The following is a 15025-nucleotide window of genomic DNA, read 5'->3' as shown; positions in this document are numbered from 1 at the left end:
CGAATTTTCGGCGAATGTCGTCTTCACAGTATAACCAGATTGCTTGGGGTTATATGGTCAAGTGAAGAAGCGCATACGGTGGATGCCTTGGCAGTCAGAGGCGATGAAAGACGTGGTAGCCTGCGAAAAGCTTCGGGGAGTCGGCAAACAGACTGTGATCCGGAGATGTCTGAATGGGGGAACCCAGCCATCACAAGATGGTTATCTTGTACTGAATACATAGGTGCAAGAGGCGAACCAGGGGAACTGAAACATCTAAGTACCCTGAGGAAAAGAAATCAACCGAGATTCCCTTAGTAGTGGCGAGCGAACGGGGACTAGCCCTTAAGCTTCTTTGATTTTAGCGGAACGCTCTGGAAAGTGCGGCCATAGTGGGTGATAGCCCTGTACGCGAAAGATCTTAGCAGTGAAATCGAGTAGGACGGAGCACGAGAAACTTTGTCTGAATATGGGGGGACCATCCTCCAAGGCTAAATACTACTGACTGACCGATAGTGAACCAGTACCGTGAGGGAAAGGCGAAAAGAACCCCGGAGAGGGGAGTGAAATAGATCCTGAAACCGTATGCGTACAAGCAGTGGGAGCCCACTTTGTTGGGTGACTGCGTACCTTTTGTATAATGGGTCAGCGACTTATTTTCAGTGGCGAGCTTAACCGAATAGGGGAGGCGTAGCGAAAGCGAGTCTTAATAGGGCGTCTAGTCGCTGGGAATAGACCCGAAACCGGGCGATCTATCCATGGGCAGGTTGAAGGTTAGGTAACACTGACTGGAGGACCGAACCGACTACCGTTGAAAAGTTAGCGGATGACCTGTGGATCGGAGTGAAAGGCTAATCAAGCTCGGAGATAGCTGGTTCTCCTCGAAAGCTATTTAGGTAGCGCCTCATGTATCACTGTAGGGGGTAGAGCACTGTTTCGGCTAGGGGGTCATCCCGACTTACCAAACCGATGCAAACTCCGAATACCTACAAGTGCCGAGCATGGGAGACACACGGCGGGTGCTAACGTCCGTCGTGAAAAGGGAAACAACCCAGACCGTCAGCTAAGGTCCCAAAGTTATGGTTAAGTGGGAAACGATGTGGGAAGGCTTAGACAGCTAGGAGGTTGGCTTAGAAGCAGCCACCCTTTAAAGAAAGCGTAATAGCTCACTAGTCGAGTCGGCCTGCGCGGAAGATGTAACGGGGCTCAAACCATACACCGAAGCTACGGGTATCACGTAAGTGATGCGGTAGAGGAGCGTTCTGTAAGCCTGTGAAGGTGAGTTGAGAAGCTTGCTGGAGGTATCAGAAGTGCGAATGCTGACATGAGTAACGACAATGGGTGTGAAAAACACCCACGCCGAAAGACCAAGGTTTCCTGCGCAACGTTAATCGACGCAGGGTTAGTCGGTCCCTAAGGCGAGGCTGAAAAGCGTAGTCGATGGAAAACAGGTTAATATTCCTGTACTTCTGGTTATTGCGATGGAGGGACGGAGAAGGCTAGGCCAGCTTGGCGTTGGTTGTCCAAGTTTAAGGTGGTAGGCTGGAATCTTAGGTAAATCCGGGATTCCAAGGCCGAGAGCTGATGACGAGTTACCCTCTGGGTGACGAAGTGGTTGATGCCATGCTTCCAAGAAAAGCTTCTAAGCTTCAGGTAACCAGGAACCGTACCCCAAACCGACACAGGTGGTTGGGTAGAGAATACCAAGGCGCTTGAGAGAACTCGGGTGAAGGAACTAGGCAAAATGGCACCGTAACTTCGGGAGAAGGTGCGCCGGTGAGGGTGAAGCACTTGCTGCGTAAGCCCACGCCGGTCGAAGATACCAGGCCGCTGCGACTGTTTATTAAAAACACAGCACTCTGCAAACACGAAAGTGGACGTATAGGGTGTGACGCCTGCCCGGTGCCGGAAGGTTAATTGATGGGGTTAGCTAACGCGAAGCTCTTGATCGAAGCCCCGGTAAACGGCGGCCGTAACTATAACGGTCCTAAGGTAGCGAAATTCCTTGTCGGGTAAGTTCCGACCTGCACGAATGGCGTAACGATGGCGGCGCTGTCTCCACCCGAGACTCAGTGAAATTGAAATCGCTGTGAAGATGCAGTGTATCCGCGGCTAGACGGAAAGACCCCGTGAACCTTTACTATAGCTTTGCACTGGACTTTGAATTTGCTTGTGTAGGATAGGTGGGAGGCTTTGAAGCGTGGACGCCAGTCTGCGTGGAGCCATCCTTGAAATACCACCCTGGCAACTTTGAGGTTCTAACTCAGGTCCGTTATCCGGATCGAGGACAGTGTATGGTGGGTAGTTTGACTGGGGCGGTCTCCTCCTAAAGAGTAACGGAGGAGTACGAAGGTGCGCTCAGACCGGTCGGAAATCGGTCGTAGAGTATAAAGGCAAAAGCGCGCTTGACTGCGAGACAGACACGTCGAGCAGGTACGAAAGTAGGTCTTAGTGATCCGGTGGTTCTGTATGGAAGGGCCATCGCTCAACGGATAAAAGGTACTCCGGGGATAACAGGCTGATACCGCCCAAGAGTTCATATCGACGGCGGTGTTTGGCACCTCGATGTCGGCTCATCACATCCTGGGGCTGAAGCCGGTCCCAAGGGTATGGCTGTTCGCCATTTAAAGTGGTACGCGAGCTGGGTTTAGAACGTCGTGAGACAGTTCGGTCCCTATCTGCCGTGGACGTTTGAGATTTGAGAGGGGCTGCTCCTAGTACGAGAGGACCGGAGTGGACGAACCTCTGGTGTTCCGGTTGTCACGCCAGTGGCATTGCCGGGTAGCTATGTTCGGAAAAGATAACCGCTGAAAGCATCTAAGCGGGAAACTTGCCTCAAGATGAGATCTCACTGGAGCCTTGAGCTCCCTGAAGGGCCGTCGAAGACTACGACGTTGATAGGCAGGGTGTGTAAGCGCTGTGAGGCGTTGAGCTAACCTGTACTAATTGCCCGTGAGGCTTGACCATATAACACCCAAGCAATTTGCTGACCCGAAAGGGCACCAGATTGCGGTGTGTGAAGACGAAGTGAACCGAAAGTTCGACTGACGCACAAAACACCGACTGTCACATACCCAATTTGCTGAAGCGAGGCCAACCGGTCGCGACTCAGTACCCGAATTTCTTGACGACCATAGAGCGTTGGAACCACCTGATCCCATCCCGAACTCAGCAGTGAAACGATGCATCGCCGATGGTAGTGTGGGGTTTCCCCATGTGAGAGTAGGTCATCGTCAAGATTAAATTCCGAAACCCCTATCTGCTGATGCAGGTAGGGGTTTTGTTTTTGGCCGCAGGAAGGGTTCCGCTGTGTTTCTATGCAACAGTCTTGTGCATGGCTATCATGCGGGCCTCATTGTCAGGGCGCAGTTCGCATGCTCACGTTGCTAAAACTTCTGAAGGATGGCCGCTTTCATTCGGGGCAGGCGCTAGGTGCTGCGCTGGGTGTCAGTCGTAGTGCTGTGTGGAAGCAACTACAGCACCTGGAGGCAGAGCTGGGCCTTTCTGTTCATAAGGTCAGGGGCAGGGGGTATCAGTTAGCCAAGCCATTACTGCTTTTGGATGCGGCTGAGATTGATGCCAAAGAATCTTGCGAATGGCCTGTTCATATATTCGATTCCATCGACTCCACCAATGCAGAGGCGTTGCGCTCCATCGAGCGCGGGGTGGCGGCGCCGTTCCTGGTTTTGGCTGAGCGGCAGACTGCTGGTCGCGGTCGTCGCGGTCGAAAGTGGGTCAGTCCTTTTGCAGAAAATCTCTATTACAGCCTGGTGCTGCGCATTGACGGCGGCATGCGACAAATAGAGGGGTTGAGTCTCGTCGTGGGGCTGGCTGTGTTGCATGCCTTGCACGATATGGGGATTCTGCAGGCGGGGCTGAAATGGCCTAACGATGTTCTGGTCGGCGATAGAAAGATTGCGGGCATATTGCTCGAGTTGGTGGGGGATCCGGCCGATGTCTGCCATGTTGTCCTGGGGGTCGGGGTCAATGTCAATATGCAGGCCAGCGATGAGGTTGATCAGCAATGGACGTCGATGAATCTTGAGGTGGGCAGGTGTTTTGATCGGAATGAGCTGGTGGCGCGCTTGGGGGCGAATCTCCAGCAATATCTGAAGCTTCACCAGGCATCCGGATTTTCCGCAATACAGCCAGAGTGGGAGCGACATCATTTGTGGCAGGGGCGGGCGGTATCATTGATTGCGGGAGTCAATCAAATCGATGGTGTTGTGCTGGGTATCGATCACCAGGGCGCGCTGCGTTTGAAGGTGGATGGCGTGGAAAGAAATTTCAGTGGTGGTGAGCTCAGTTTGAGGTTGCGTGATGATTCTTGAGCTCGATTGCGGTAATAGCTTTATCAAGTGGCGTGTACTTGGCTCTGACGGTGTCACGCCGGTTGACGGAGGGGTGGTCGGTTCGGATAGCGATCTACTGGTTTGTTTGAGCGATGCCGGGAGGTTTCAGCTCAAGAAATGTCGTCTTGTCAGTGTGCGCACCCAGGAGGAAACCGAGTCTCTGGTTTCTTCGTTAGTTGATGCATTCGGGGTATCCGTGGCGCGAGCGATACCGATCCGTGAAATGGCCGGTGTGCGCAATGGTTATGAGGATTACGAGCGGCTGGGGCTGGACCGATGGTTGGCCCTGCTTGGAGGGTTTCACCTGGCATCGGGAGCCTGTCTGGTCCTCGATTTTGGTACCGCTGTTACAGCCGATTTCGTGGCGCCAGATGGTGAGCATCTCGGAGGCTTCATTTGTCCGGGCATGCCTTTGATGCGCAGCCAGTTGCGCACCCATACCCGACGGATTCGCTATGACGATATGGCTGCTGAGCGTGCCCATGAGAGTCTTGCTCCGGGGCGGGCCACCGTCGAGGCCGTGGAGCGTGGTTGCATGTTGATGCTCAGGGGGTTCGTCATGACTCAGCTTGAAATGGCGCGACAGTATTGGGGGGAGGATTTCGTTGTGTTTCTAACGGGAGGGGACGCTAATCTGGTTTCCGGTATTGTCCCTGACGCCAGGGTGGTGCCTGACCTGGTTTTTGTCGGCTTGGCGATGGCCTGTCCTTTGTCTTGAGGTTCCTATGCGGTGGCTGTTCCTGTTATTGCTGGTCTTGAATGTTTTCTATTACGTCTGGCATCAGCAGGAGGCTCCGCTTCGAGCCAAGGATGTCACTCCGCTGAGTTTGTACCGCGGCTCGCAGCAGGACATTCACCTTTTGAGCGAGACGGCAGATGCGCTTGCCAGGCGCGACTCGGGTAAGCCCGGTGAGGCGCAAAAGACATGTGTTTATCTGGGTGGTTTTACTCGTGCGGAAACGAACAGGCAGTTGGAGCAGAAACTGACAACGCTGGGTGTTGTGGCTCGTGCCACTGCTGCTGGGTCGCCTGAGGCCGGGTTCTGGGTCCAGGTTCTGCCAGAAAGTGCCGGGAAGGTGAATGAAACGCTCATTCAAAACCTTTCTAAAGAATTCAATGAGTTAAAACATAAAATAATGCCTTGTGAGGGGGTTGCACCCACGGGGTAGTTTGCATAGAATGGCGCCCGCTTCGCAGCGAAGACCTTTAACGGTTAACGATGCGGAGCGTAGTCAACGCAGCTAAGCTCAGGTTTTTAATGAGAAAATGCTTGACAGAAGGCTGGCATGATATAGAATGCCGGCTCGCTTAGGAGGGGTTCCCGAGCGGCCAAAGGGATCAGACTGTAAATCTGACGTCTACGACTTCGAAGGTTCGAATCCTTCCCCCTCCACCAGTTTTAGCGTGAGCTGCAAGCTCCGCGGGTATAGTTTAGTGGTAGAACCTCAGCCTTCCAAGCTGATGATGCGGGTTCGATTCCCGCTACCCGCTCCAAGTTTGCAGGTTGTGCGAAGTGTTTTGCTCTTGTAGCTCAGTTGGTAGAGCACACCCTTGGTAAGGGTGAGGTCAGCGGTTCAAATCCGCTCAAGAGCTCCATATAACAAGGCAGATATGAAAATATCTGCCTTTGTTTTAATGGCTTATGTGACTTGCTAAATTCTTCTCCTAGGGGTGATTTCGATGGCTAAGGAAAAGTTCGAACGTAACAAGCCGCACGTCAACGTCGGTACCATCGGTCACGTCGACCACGGTAAAACCACGCTGACCGCTGCTCTGACCCGCGTCTGCTCCGAAGTTTTCGGTTCGGCCAAGGTTGACTTCGACAAGATCGACAGCGCCCCGGAAGAGAAAGCTCGTGGTATCACCATCAACACCGCTCACGTTGAATACGATTCGGCCGTGCGTCACTACGCACACGTTGACTGCCCAGGTCACGCCGACTACGTAAAAAACATGATCACCGGTGCTGCCCAGATGGACGGCGCGATCCTGGTTTGCTCGGCCGCCGATGGTCCGATGCCACAAACCCGTGAGCACATTCTGCTGTCCCGTCAGGTAGGCGTTCCGTACATCGTTGTCTTCCTGAACAAGGCTGACATGGTTGATGACGCTGAGCTGCTGGAACTGGTTGAGATGGAAGTGCGCGACCTGTTGAGCACTTACGACTTCCCAGGTGATGACACTCCAATCATCATCGGTTCGGCTCTGATGGCTCTGAACGGCCAAGACGACAACGAAATGGGCACCTCTGCTGTCAAGAAGCTGGTGGAAACTCTGGACAGCTACATCCCAGAGCCAGAGCGCGCTATCGACAAGCCGTTCCTGATGCCAATCGAAGACGTATTCTCGATCTCCGGTCGCGGTACTGTTGTGACCGGTCGTGTTGAGCGTGGCATCGTCCGTATCCAGGAAGAAGTTGAGATCGTCGGTCTGCGCGACACTCAGAAAACTACCTGCACCGGCGTTGAAATGTTCCGCAAGCTGCTCGACGAAGGTCGTGCTGGCGAGAACTGCGGCGTACTGCTGCGCGGCACCAAGCGTGACGACGTTGAGCGTGGCCAGGTTCTGGTCAAGCCAGGCACCGTCAAGCCGCACACCAAGTTCGTTGCAGAAGTCTACGTTCTGAGCAAGGAAGAAGGCGGTCGTCATACTCCGTTCTTCAAAGGCTACCGTCCACAGTTCTACTTCCGTACTACTGACGTGACTGGTAACTGCGAGCTGCCAGAAGGCGTTGAAATGGTAATGCCAGGTGACAACATCCAGATGACTGTCACTCTGATCAAAACCATCGCGATGGAAGACGGTCTGCGTTTCGCTATCCGTGAAGGCGGTCGTACCGTCGGCGCCGGCGTCGTAGCCAAGGTTATCGAGTAAATAGTTGTAATGTCTTTTTCGGGCCGGCATAATGGTCGGCCTGATTTTGTTTTAGGTCAGTAGCTCAATTGGCAGAGCGACGGTCTCCAAAACCGTAGGTTGGGGGTTCGATTCCCTCCTGACCTGCCAGATTCACTCAGTGTGTCTGGCTTTCTTTTCACAGGATCTTCATAGATGACTCCTAAAGCTGAAGCTCAAGGCTCTCGCTTCGATCTGCTCAAGTGGCTAGTGGTAGTCGCTTTGGTGGTTGTTGGCGTTGTTGGCAATCAGTATTTTTCTGCTTCGCCGATCCTGTACCGTGTACTTGCATTGCTTGCTATCGCTGCTGTTGCTGCCTTTGTAGGCCTGCAGACAGCCAAGGGCAAGTCTTTCTTTGTACTCGCTAAGGAAGCTCGCACCGAGATCCGTAAAGTCGTATGGCCGACTCGTCAAGAAACCACGCAGACCACGCTGATCGTTGTGGCTGTCGTTCTGGTTATGGCGTTGCTGTTGTGGGGGCTTGATTCCCTGCTCGGTTGGCTTGTTTCCTTGATTGTTGGCTAAGGGTGTCCCGTGGCTAAGCGTTGGTACGTTGTGCATGCTTACTCGGGTTACGAGAAGCATGTTATGCGCTCGCTGATAGAGCGTGTGAAGCTGGCTGGCATGGAAGATGGCTTTGGCGAGATTCTGGTTCCCACTGAAGAAGTGGTTGAAATGCGTAATGGCCAGAAGCGCAAAAGCGAGCGTAAGTTCTTCCCAGGTTACGTGCTGGTACAGATGGATATGAACGAAGGGACTTGGCACTTGGTCAAGGATACCCCCCGGGTGATGGGCTTCATCGGCGGTACTGCTGATAAGCCGGCACCAATCACGGATAAAGAAGCAGAAGCGATTCTGCGTCGTGTTGCTGATGGTAGCGACAAGCCGAAGCCGAAGACATTGTTTGAGCCAGGTGAGGTGGTACGCGTCACTGATGGTCCATTCGCTGATTTCAACGGCACGGTCGAAGAAGTTAACTACGAAAAGAGCCGGATCCAGGTCGCAGTGCTCATTTTCGGTCGCTCTACTCCGGTAGAGCTCGAGTTCAGTCAGGTCGAAAAGGTCTGATCGAACAGGCATCCCAACCCCGCAGCCCAAGGCTGTGGGGTTTTGTCGTCACTGGGATAAACGCGCAAGTAACCGGGGAGCCTTTCGAGGCGTTCGAACCCGTAATTGGAGTGCCTCATGGCCAAGAAGATTACCGCTTACATCAAGCTGCAAGTGAAGGCCGCTCAGGCTAACCCAAGCCCACCCGTTGGTCCTGCTCTGGGTCAGCACGGCGTGAACATCATGGAATTCTGCAAGGCTTTCAACGCCCGTACCCAGGGTCTTGAGCCAGGTCTGCCGACTCCAGTGATCATCACTGTCTACAGCGACCGTAGCTTCACTTTCGAAACAAAGAGCACCCCTGCTTCGGTTCTGCTGAAGAAGGCTGCAGGTTTGACCAGCGGCTCCGCTCGTCCAAACACCGTTAAGGTTGGCACCGTTACCCGTGCTCAGCTGGAAGAAATCGCGAAAACCAAAAACGCGGATCTGACTGCAGCTGATATGGATGCAGCCGTGCGTACTATCGCCGGTTCTGCTCGTAGCATGGGCCTTAACGTGGAGGGTGTGTAATGGCTAAGCTGACCAAGCGTCAAAAGGCTATCGCCGGCAAAATCGAAGCAGGCAAGGCCTACAATTTTGTAGACGCCGCAGCCCTGCTGGCTGAGCTGTCGACTGTCAAGTTCAGCGAGTCGTTCGACGTTGCTGTAAACCTGGGCGTTGACCCACGTAAATCCGACCAGGTCGTTCGTAGCGCTACCGTGCTGCCACACGGCACTGGCAAGACCGTTCGTGTCGCTGTTTTCACCCAGGGCCCAGCAGCTGAAGCTGCTCTGGCTGCTGGCGCTGATCGCGTAGGCATGGACGATCTGGCTGCTGAAATGAAAGGCGGCGACCTGAACTATGACGTAGTGATTGCATCCCCCGATGCCATGCGCGTTGTAGGTCAGTTGGGTCAGATTCTCGGTCCACGTGGCCTGATGCCTAACCCGAAAGTCGGCACCGTAACGCCAGACGTAGCTACCGCGGTCAAGAACGCCAAGGCTGGTCAGGTTCGTTATCGCACCGACAAAAACGGCATCATCCACACCTCCGTTGGCAAGATCGGTTTCGACGCCGTCAAGCTGAAGGAAAACGTTGAAGCCCTGATCGCTGATCTGAAGCGTATCAAGCCAGCTTCCTCGAAAGGTATCTACGTCAAGCGCGTTACCCTGAGCACCACCATGGGCCCAGGCCTGGTCATCGACCAGAGCTCGCTCGACGCGTAAGACACGGATTGGCGCAAGCAATTGCGCCAATTGAAAAATTGGGGTCCCTGCCTGGCGGGGGCTATCCAAGACCGTAGGCGACGCAAGTCTTAAACCAAAAGCCTACGCAGATGGTGCTCCCGGTTCCTTACCGAATCAGACACCAAAACGACATTCGGTTTCGATCGGATGAAACGGTAACAAGCAGGAGTTAAACCCGTGGCAATTAAACTCGAAGACAAGAAGGCCATCGTCGCTGAAGTCAACGAGGCTGCCAAAGTCGCTCTGTCCGCTGTCGTGGCTGATGCCCGTGGCGTAACAGTAGGCGCTATGACCGGACTCCGTAAAGAGGCCCGCGAAGCTGGTGTTTATGTACGTGTCGTACGTAACACCCTGCTGAAGCGCGCTGTTGAAGGCACTCAATATGACGTGCTCAACGACGCGTTCGTCGGCCCGACCCTGATTGCATTCTCGAAAGAACATCCGGGCGCTGCTGCCCGCATCTTCAAAGAGTTCGCAAAGGGTCAGGATAAGTTCGAGATCAAGGCAGCTGCGTTCGAGGGCAAGTTCCTCGCAGCTAACCAAATCGACGTACTGGCAACTCTGCCGACCCGTGACGAAGCAATTTCTCAGCTGATGAGCGTGATTCAAGGCGCTACCAGCAAATTGGCTCGTACTCTGGCGGCAATTCGCGATCAGAAAGAAGCCGCTGCAGCCTGAGGCTGAGCGTTTCCTCTCTCGCGTATTTTTGTTTATTTCGATGGCCGTGCCGGCTATCCCCCAATTCAGGAATTGAGTCATGTCTCTGACTAACGAACAAATCATCGAAGCAATCGGCGAAAAATCCGTAATGGAAATCGTTGAGCTGATCAAGGCAATGGAAGAGAAGTTCGGCGTTACCGCCGCTGCTGCTACCGTTGCTGCTGCTGGTCCAGCTGCTGTCGTTGAAGAGCAAACCGAATTCAACGTTGTTCTGACTTCCGCTGGCGAGAAGAAAGTCAACGTGATCAAGGCTGTTCGCGAACTGACCGGTCTGGGTCTGAAAGAAGCCAAGGAGAAGGTTGACACCGCTCCTCAGGTTATCGCTGAAGGCGTTTCGAAAGAAGCTGCTGAAGACGCGAAGAAGAAGCTGGAAGAAGCAGGCGCTTCCGTCGAAGTTAAGTAACTTCGACCTTGCGTCTCCAGCCCGAGCGTCAAGCGAAAGGCTGATGGCTGGTGGCTCTTGCCACCGGCCTTTTTCCGTTATTGGCAGCCGATTGGGTCGGTGCTGGTAACGAGCTGTAACCACCCGAGGCGGTGGCGCAAACCATGGGGTTTGCACGATTTTCTGGCTGCTCCCGTCGGGGGGAGCCAAACAAGCAGGTGACCAAGCTGGGGAACGCTGATGGCTTACTCATATACTGAGAAAAAACGTATCCGCAAGGACTTTAGCAAGTTGCCGGACGTCATGGATGTGCCGTACCTCCTGGCCATCCAGCTGGATTCGTATCGTGAATTCTTGCAAGCGGGAGCGACTAAAGATCAGTTGATCCGCGACGTGGGCCTGCATGCGGCCTTCAAATCCGTTTTCCCGATCATCAGCTACTCCGGCAATGCTGCGCTGGAGTACGTCGGTTATCGCCTGGGCGAACCGGCATTTGATGTCAAAGAATGCGTGTTGCGCGGTGTAACTTACGCCGTACCGTTGCGGGTAAAAGTGCGCCTGATCATTTTCGACAAAGAATCGTCGAACAAAGCGATCAAGGACATCAAAGAGCAAGAAGTCTACATGGGTGAAATCCCCCTGATGACTGAGAACGGTACCTTCGTAATCAACGGTACCGAGCGTGTAATCGTTTCCCAGCTGCACCGTTCTCCGGGCGTGTTCTTCGACCACGACCGTGGCAAGACGCACAGCTCCGGCAAACTGCTTTACTCCGCGCGCATCATTCCTTACCGCGGTTCCTGGCTGGACTTCGAGTTCGACCCGAAAGACTGCGTATTCGTGCGTATCGACCGTCGCCGCAAGCTGCCTGCATCGGTACTGCTGCGTGCGCTCGGCTACACCACTGAAGAAGTGCTGGACGCGTTCTACACCACCAACGTCTTCCACGTGCAGGGTGAAAACCTCAGCCTGGAACTGGTGCCTCAGCGCCTGCGTGGTGAGATCGCGGTCCTCGATATCCAGGACGACAAGGGCAAGGTTATTGTCGAGCAGGGTCGTCGTATCACTGCTCGCCACATCAACCAGCTGGAAAAGGCCGGGATCAAAGAGCTGCAGGTGCCGCTGGACTACGTCCTGGGTCGCACCACTGCCAAGGTCATCGTGCATCCGGCCACCGGCGAAATCCTCGCAGAGTGCAACACCGAGCTGAGCACCGAGATCCTGGCGAAAATCGTCAAGGCCCAGGTCGTTCGGATCGAAACTCTGTACACCAACGATATCGATTGCGGTCCGTTCATTTCCGATACGTTGAAGATCGACTCCACCAGCAACCAACTGGAAGCGCTGGTCGAGATCTATCGCATGATGCGTCCTGGCGAGCCGCCAACCAAGGATGCCGCCGAAACCCTGTTCAACAACCTGTTCTTCAGTCCTGAGCGCTATGACCTGTCTGCGGTCGGCCGGATGAAGTTCAACCGTCGTATCGGTCGTACCGAGATCGAAGGTTCGGGCGTACTGAACAAGGACGACATCGTTGCAGTGCTGAAGACCCTGGTCGACATCCGTAACGGCAAGGGCATCGTCGATGACATCGACCACCTGGGTAACCGTCGTGTTCGCTGCGTAGGCGAAATGGCCGAGAACCAGTTCCGTGTTGGCTTGGTGCGTGTAGAGCGCGCGGTCAAGGAACGTCTGTCGATGGCTGAAAGCGAAGGCCTGATGCCGCAAGACCTGATCAACGCCAAGCCGGTTGCAGCGGCGGTGAAAGAGTTCTTCGGTTCCAGCCAGCTGTCCCAGTTCATGGACCAGAACAACCCGCTGTCCGAGATCACCCACAAGCGTCGTGTCTCCGCACTCGGCCCAGGTGGTCTGACCCGTGAGCGTGCAGGCTTCGAAGTTCGTGACGTACACCCGACCCACTACGGTCGTGTCTGCCCGATCGAAACGCCGGAAGGTCCGAACATCGGTCTGATCAACTCCCTGGCCGCCTATGCGCGCACCAACCAGTACGGCTTCCTCGAGAGCCCTTACCGTGTGGTGAAAGACGCTCTGGTCACCGACGAGATCGTATTCCTGTCCGCCATTGAAGAGGCCGATCACGTGATCGCCCAGGCTTCGGCCACGATGAACGACAAGAAAGTCCTGATCGACGAGCTGGTAGCTGTTCGTCACCTGAACGAGTTCACCGTCAAGGCGCCGGAAGACGTCACCCTGATGGACGTATCGCCCAAGCAGGTTGTTTCGGTCGCCGCGTCGCTGATCCCGTTCCTCGAGCACGACGACGCCAACCGTGCGTTGATGGGTTCGAACATGCAGCGTCAGGCTGTACCGACCCTGCGTGCCGACAAGCCGCTGGTAGGTACCGGCATGGAGCGCAACGTTGCCCGTGACTCCGGCGTTTGCGTCGTTGCTCGTCGTGGCGGCGTGATCGACTCTGTCGATGCCAGCCGTATCGTGGTTCGTGTTGCTGATGACGAAGTTGAGCCGGGCGAAGCCGGTGTCGACATCTACAACCTGACCAAATACACCCGCTCGAACCAGAACACCTGCATCAACCAGCGTCCGCTGGTGAGCAAGGGTGATCGGGTACAGCGCAGCGACATCATGGCCGACGGCCCGTCCACCGATATGGGTGAACTGGCACTGGGTCAGAACATGCGCATCGCGTTCATGGCGTGGAACGGCTTCAACTTCGAAGACTCCATCTGCCTGTCCGAGCGTGTGGTCCAGGAAGACCGTTTCACCACGATCCACATCCAGGAACTGACCTGCGTGGCCCGTGACACCAAGCTTGGCCCAGAGGAAATCACTGCGGACATCCCGAACGTGGGTGAAGCTGCACTGAACAAGCTGGACGAAGCCGGTATCGTTTATGTGGGTGCCGAAGTAGGCGCTGGCGACATCCTGGTCGGCAAGGTCACCCCGAAAGGCGAGACCCAGCTGACTCCGGAAGAAAAACTGCTGCGTGCCATCTTCGGTGAGAAGGCCAGCGACGTTAAGGACACTTCCCTGCGCGTGCCTACCGGCACCAAGGGTACTGTCATCGACGTACAGGTCTTCACTCGTGACGGCGTTGAGCGTGATGCGCGTGCACTGTCCATCGAGAAGACTCAGCTCGACGAGATCCGCAAGGACCTGAACGAAGAGTTCCGTATCGTTGAAGGCGCAACTTTCGAACGTCTGCGCGCAGCGCTGGTTGGCCACAAGGCCGAAGGCGGCGCCGGCCTGAAGAAAGGTCAGGAAATCACCGACGAAGTCCTCGACGGTCTTGAGCATGGCCAGTGGTTCAAACTGCGCATGGCTGAGGACGCGTTGAACGAGCAGCTCGAGAAAGCTCAGGCCTATATCGTTGATCGCCGTCGTCTGCTGGACGACAAGTTCGAAGACAAGAAGCGCAAGCTGCAGCAGGGCGATGACCTGGCTCCGGGCGTACTGAAGATCGTCAAGGTCTACCTGGCAATCCGTCGTCGCATCCAGCCGGGCGACAAGATGGCCGGTCGTCACGGTAACAAGGGTGTGGTCTCCGTGATCATGCCGGTTGAAGACATGCCGCACGATGCCAACGGCACCCCGGTCGACGTCGTTCTCAACCCGCTGGGCGTACCTTCGCGTATGAACGTCGGTCAGATCCTTGAAACCCACCTGGGCCTCGCGGCCAAGGGCCTGGGCGAGAAGATCAACCGCATGCTCGAAGAGCAGCGCAAGGTCGCTGACCTGCGCAAGTTCCTGCACGAGATCTACAACGAGATCGGCGGTCGTAACGAAGAGCTCGACAGCTTCTCCGACCAGGAAATCCTGGATCTGGCGAAGAACCTCAAGGGCGGCGTTCCAATGGCCACTCCGGTGTTCGACGGTGCCAAGGAAGTTGAAATCAAGGCCATGCTGAAACTGGCGGACCTGCCAGAAAGCGGCCAGATGCAGCTGTTCGATGGTCGTACCGGCAACAAGTTCGAGCGCCCGGTTACCGTTGGCTACATGTACATGCTGAAGCTGAACCACTTGGTGGACGACAAGATGCACGCTCGTTCTACCGGTTCTTACAGCCTGGTTACCCAGCAACCGCTGGGTGGTAAGGCGCAGTTCGGTGGTCAGCGTTTCGGGGAGATGGAGGTCTGGGCACTGGAAGCGTACGGTGCTGCATACACTCTGCAAGAAATGCTCACAGTGAAGTCGGACGATGTGAACGGCCGGACCAAGATGTACAAGAACATCGTGGACGGCGATCACCGTATGGAGCCGGGCATGCCCGAGTCCTTCAACGTGTTGATCAAGGAAATTCGTTCCCTCGGCATCGATATCGATCTGGAAACCGAATAACACGTGACGCGAATCGAGAGCGGGGCTGTCTTGCCCGCTCTCTGCTCCGC

11 protein-coding genes, 4 tRNA genes and 2 rRNA genes are annotated in these 15025 nt (G+C 55.1%); all 17 read left to right on the top strand.

Annotation, left to right across the window (positions count from 1 at the left end):
• Nucleotides 1-55: 55 nt before the first annotated feature.
• The 17 genes from LOY67_RS25045 to rpoB all read left to right on the top strand — a co-directional run bounded on the left by LOY67_RS25045 (nt 56) and on the right by rpoB (nt 14975).
• A 23S ribosomal RNA gene (locus LOY67_RS25045) occupies nt 56-2946 on the top strand.
• Nucleotides 2947-3102: 156 nt separating this feature from the next.
• Nucleotides 3103-3218, top strand: a 5S ribosomal RNA gene (rrf, locus tag LOY67_RS25040).
• A gap of 135 nt (nt 3219-3353) precedes the next feature.
• On the top strand, nt 3354-4310 hold the full coding sequence (gene birA / locus LOY67_RS25035; RefSeq protein ID WP_265064868.1) for a bifunctional biotin--[acetyl-CoA-carboxylase] ligase/biotin operon repressor BirA: 957 nt from the start codon (nt 3354-3356) through the stop codon (nt 4308-4310).
• Nucleotides 4300-5049 (top strand): pantothenate kinase, encoded by a 750-nt coding sequence (locus tag LOY67_RS25030; RefSeq protein ID WP_265064867.1) that lies wholly within the window; start codon nt 4300-4302, stop codon nt 5047-5049. The genes birA and LOY67_RS25030 overlap by 11 nt, the downstream gene beginning before the upstream one ends.
• Before the next feature lie 7 nt (nt 5050-5056).
• A complete protein-coding gene (locus LOY67_RS25025) occupies nt 5057-5500 on the top strand; it encodes a hypothetical protein (RefSeq protein ID WP_265064866.1) in 444 nt (147 codons plus the stop codon).
• A 142-nt stretch (nt 5501-5642) separates the two neighbouring features.
• A tRNA-Tyr gene (locus LOY67_RS25020) sits at nt 5643-5727 on the top strand.
• A gap of 24 nt (nt 5728-5751) precedes the next feature.
• Nucleotides 5752-5825 (top strand) — tRNA-Gly (locus LOY67_RS25015).
• Nucleotides 5826-5851: 26 nt separating this feature from the next.
• Nucleotides 5852-5927 (top strand) — tRNA-Thr (locus LOY67_RS25010).
• An 84-nt stretch (nt 5928-6011) separates the two neighbouring features.
• Nucleotides 6012-7205: an elongation factor Tu gene (gene tuf, locus LOY67_RS25005; protein WP_265064862.1), complete on the top strand. Its 1194-nt coding sequence runs from the start codon at nt 6012-6014 to the stop codon at nt 7203-7205.
• Between the two features lie 53 nt (nt 7206-7258).
• A tRNA-Trp gene (locus tag LOY67_RS25000) sits at nt 7259-7334 on the top strand.
• A 45-nt stretch (nt 7335-7379) separates the two neighbouring features.
• Nucleotides 7380-7748 (top strand): preprotein translocase subunit SecE, encoded by a 369-nt coding sequence (gene secE, locus LOY67_RS24995; protein WP_024776457.1) that lies wholly within the window; start codon nt 7380-7382, stop codon nt 7746-7748.
• A 9-nt stretch (nt 7749-7757) separates the two neighbouring features.
• Nucleotides 7758-8291: a transcription termination/antitermination protein NusG gene (gene nusG, locus LOY67_RS24990; RefSeq protein WP_010443972.1), complete on the top strand. Its 534-nt coding sequence runs from the start codon at nt 7758-7760 to the stop codon at nt 8289-8291.
• A gap of 117 nt (nt 8292-8408) precedes the next feature.
• Nucleotides 8409-8840: a 50S ribosomal protein L11 gene (rplK, locus tag LOY67_RS24985; RefSeq protein WP_003176435.1), complete on the top strand. Its 432-nt coding sequence runs from the start codon at nt 8409-8411 to the stop codon at nt 8838-8840.
• Nucleotides 8840-9535, top strand: coding sequence for a 50S ribosomal protein L1 (gene rplA / locus LOY67_RS24980; protein WP_003186095.1), 696 nt, complete (start codon nt 8840-8842; stop codon nt 9533-9535). Before rplK ends, rplA begins: the two co-directional genes overlap by 1 nt.
• A gap of 198 nt (nt 9536-9733) precedes the next feature.
• On the top strand, nt 9734-10234 hold the full coding sequence (gene rplJ, locus LOY67_RS24975) for a 50S ribosomal protein L10 (RefSeq protein WP_024776458.1): 501 nt from the start codon (nt 9734-9736) through the stop codon (nt 10232-10234).
• A gap of 79 nt (nt 10235-10313) precedes the next feature.
• Nucleotides 10314-10679: a 50S ribosomal protein L7/L12 gene (rplL, locus tag LOY67_RS24970; RefSeq protein ID WP_265064865.1), complete on the top strand. Its 366-nt coding sequence runs from the start codon at nt 10314-10316 to the stop codon at nt 10677-10679.
• 219 nt (nt 10680-10898) lie between these two features.
• Nucleotides 10899-14975, top strand: coding sequence for a DNA-directed RNA polymerase subunit beta (gene rpoB / locus LOY67_RS24965; RefSeq protein ID WP_265064864.1), 4077 nt, complete (start codon nt 10899-10901; stop codon nt 14973-14975).
• The last annotated feature ends 50 nt before the right edge of the window (nt 14976-15025 follow it).

The organism is Pseudomonas sp. B21-056 (genome assembly GCF_026016325.1).
Taxonomy (GTDB): Bacteria; Pseudomonadota; Gammaproteobacteria; order Pseudomonadales; family Pseudomonadaceae; genus Aquipseudomonas.
Note: the sequence above shows the minus strand (reverse complement) of the source record. Positions and strands in the feature narration are given on the sequence as shown.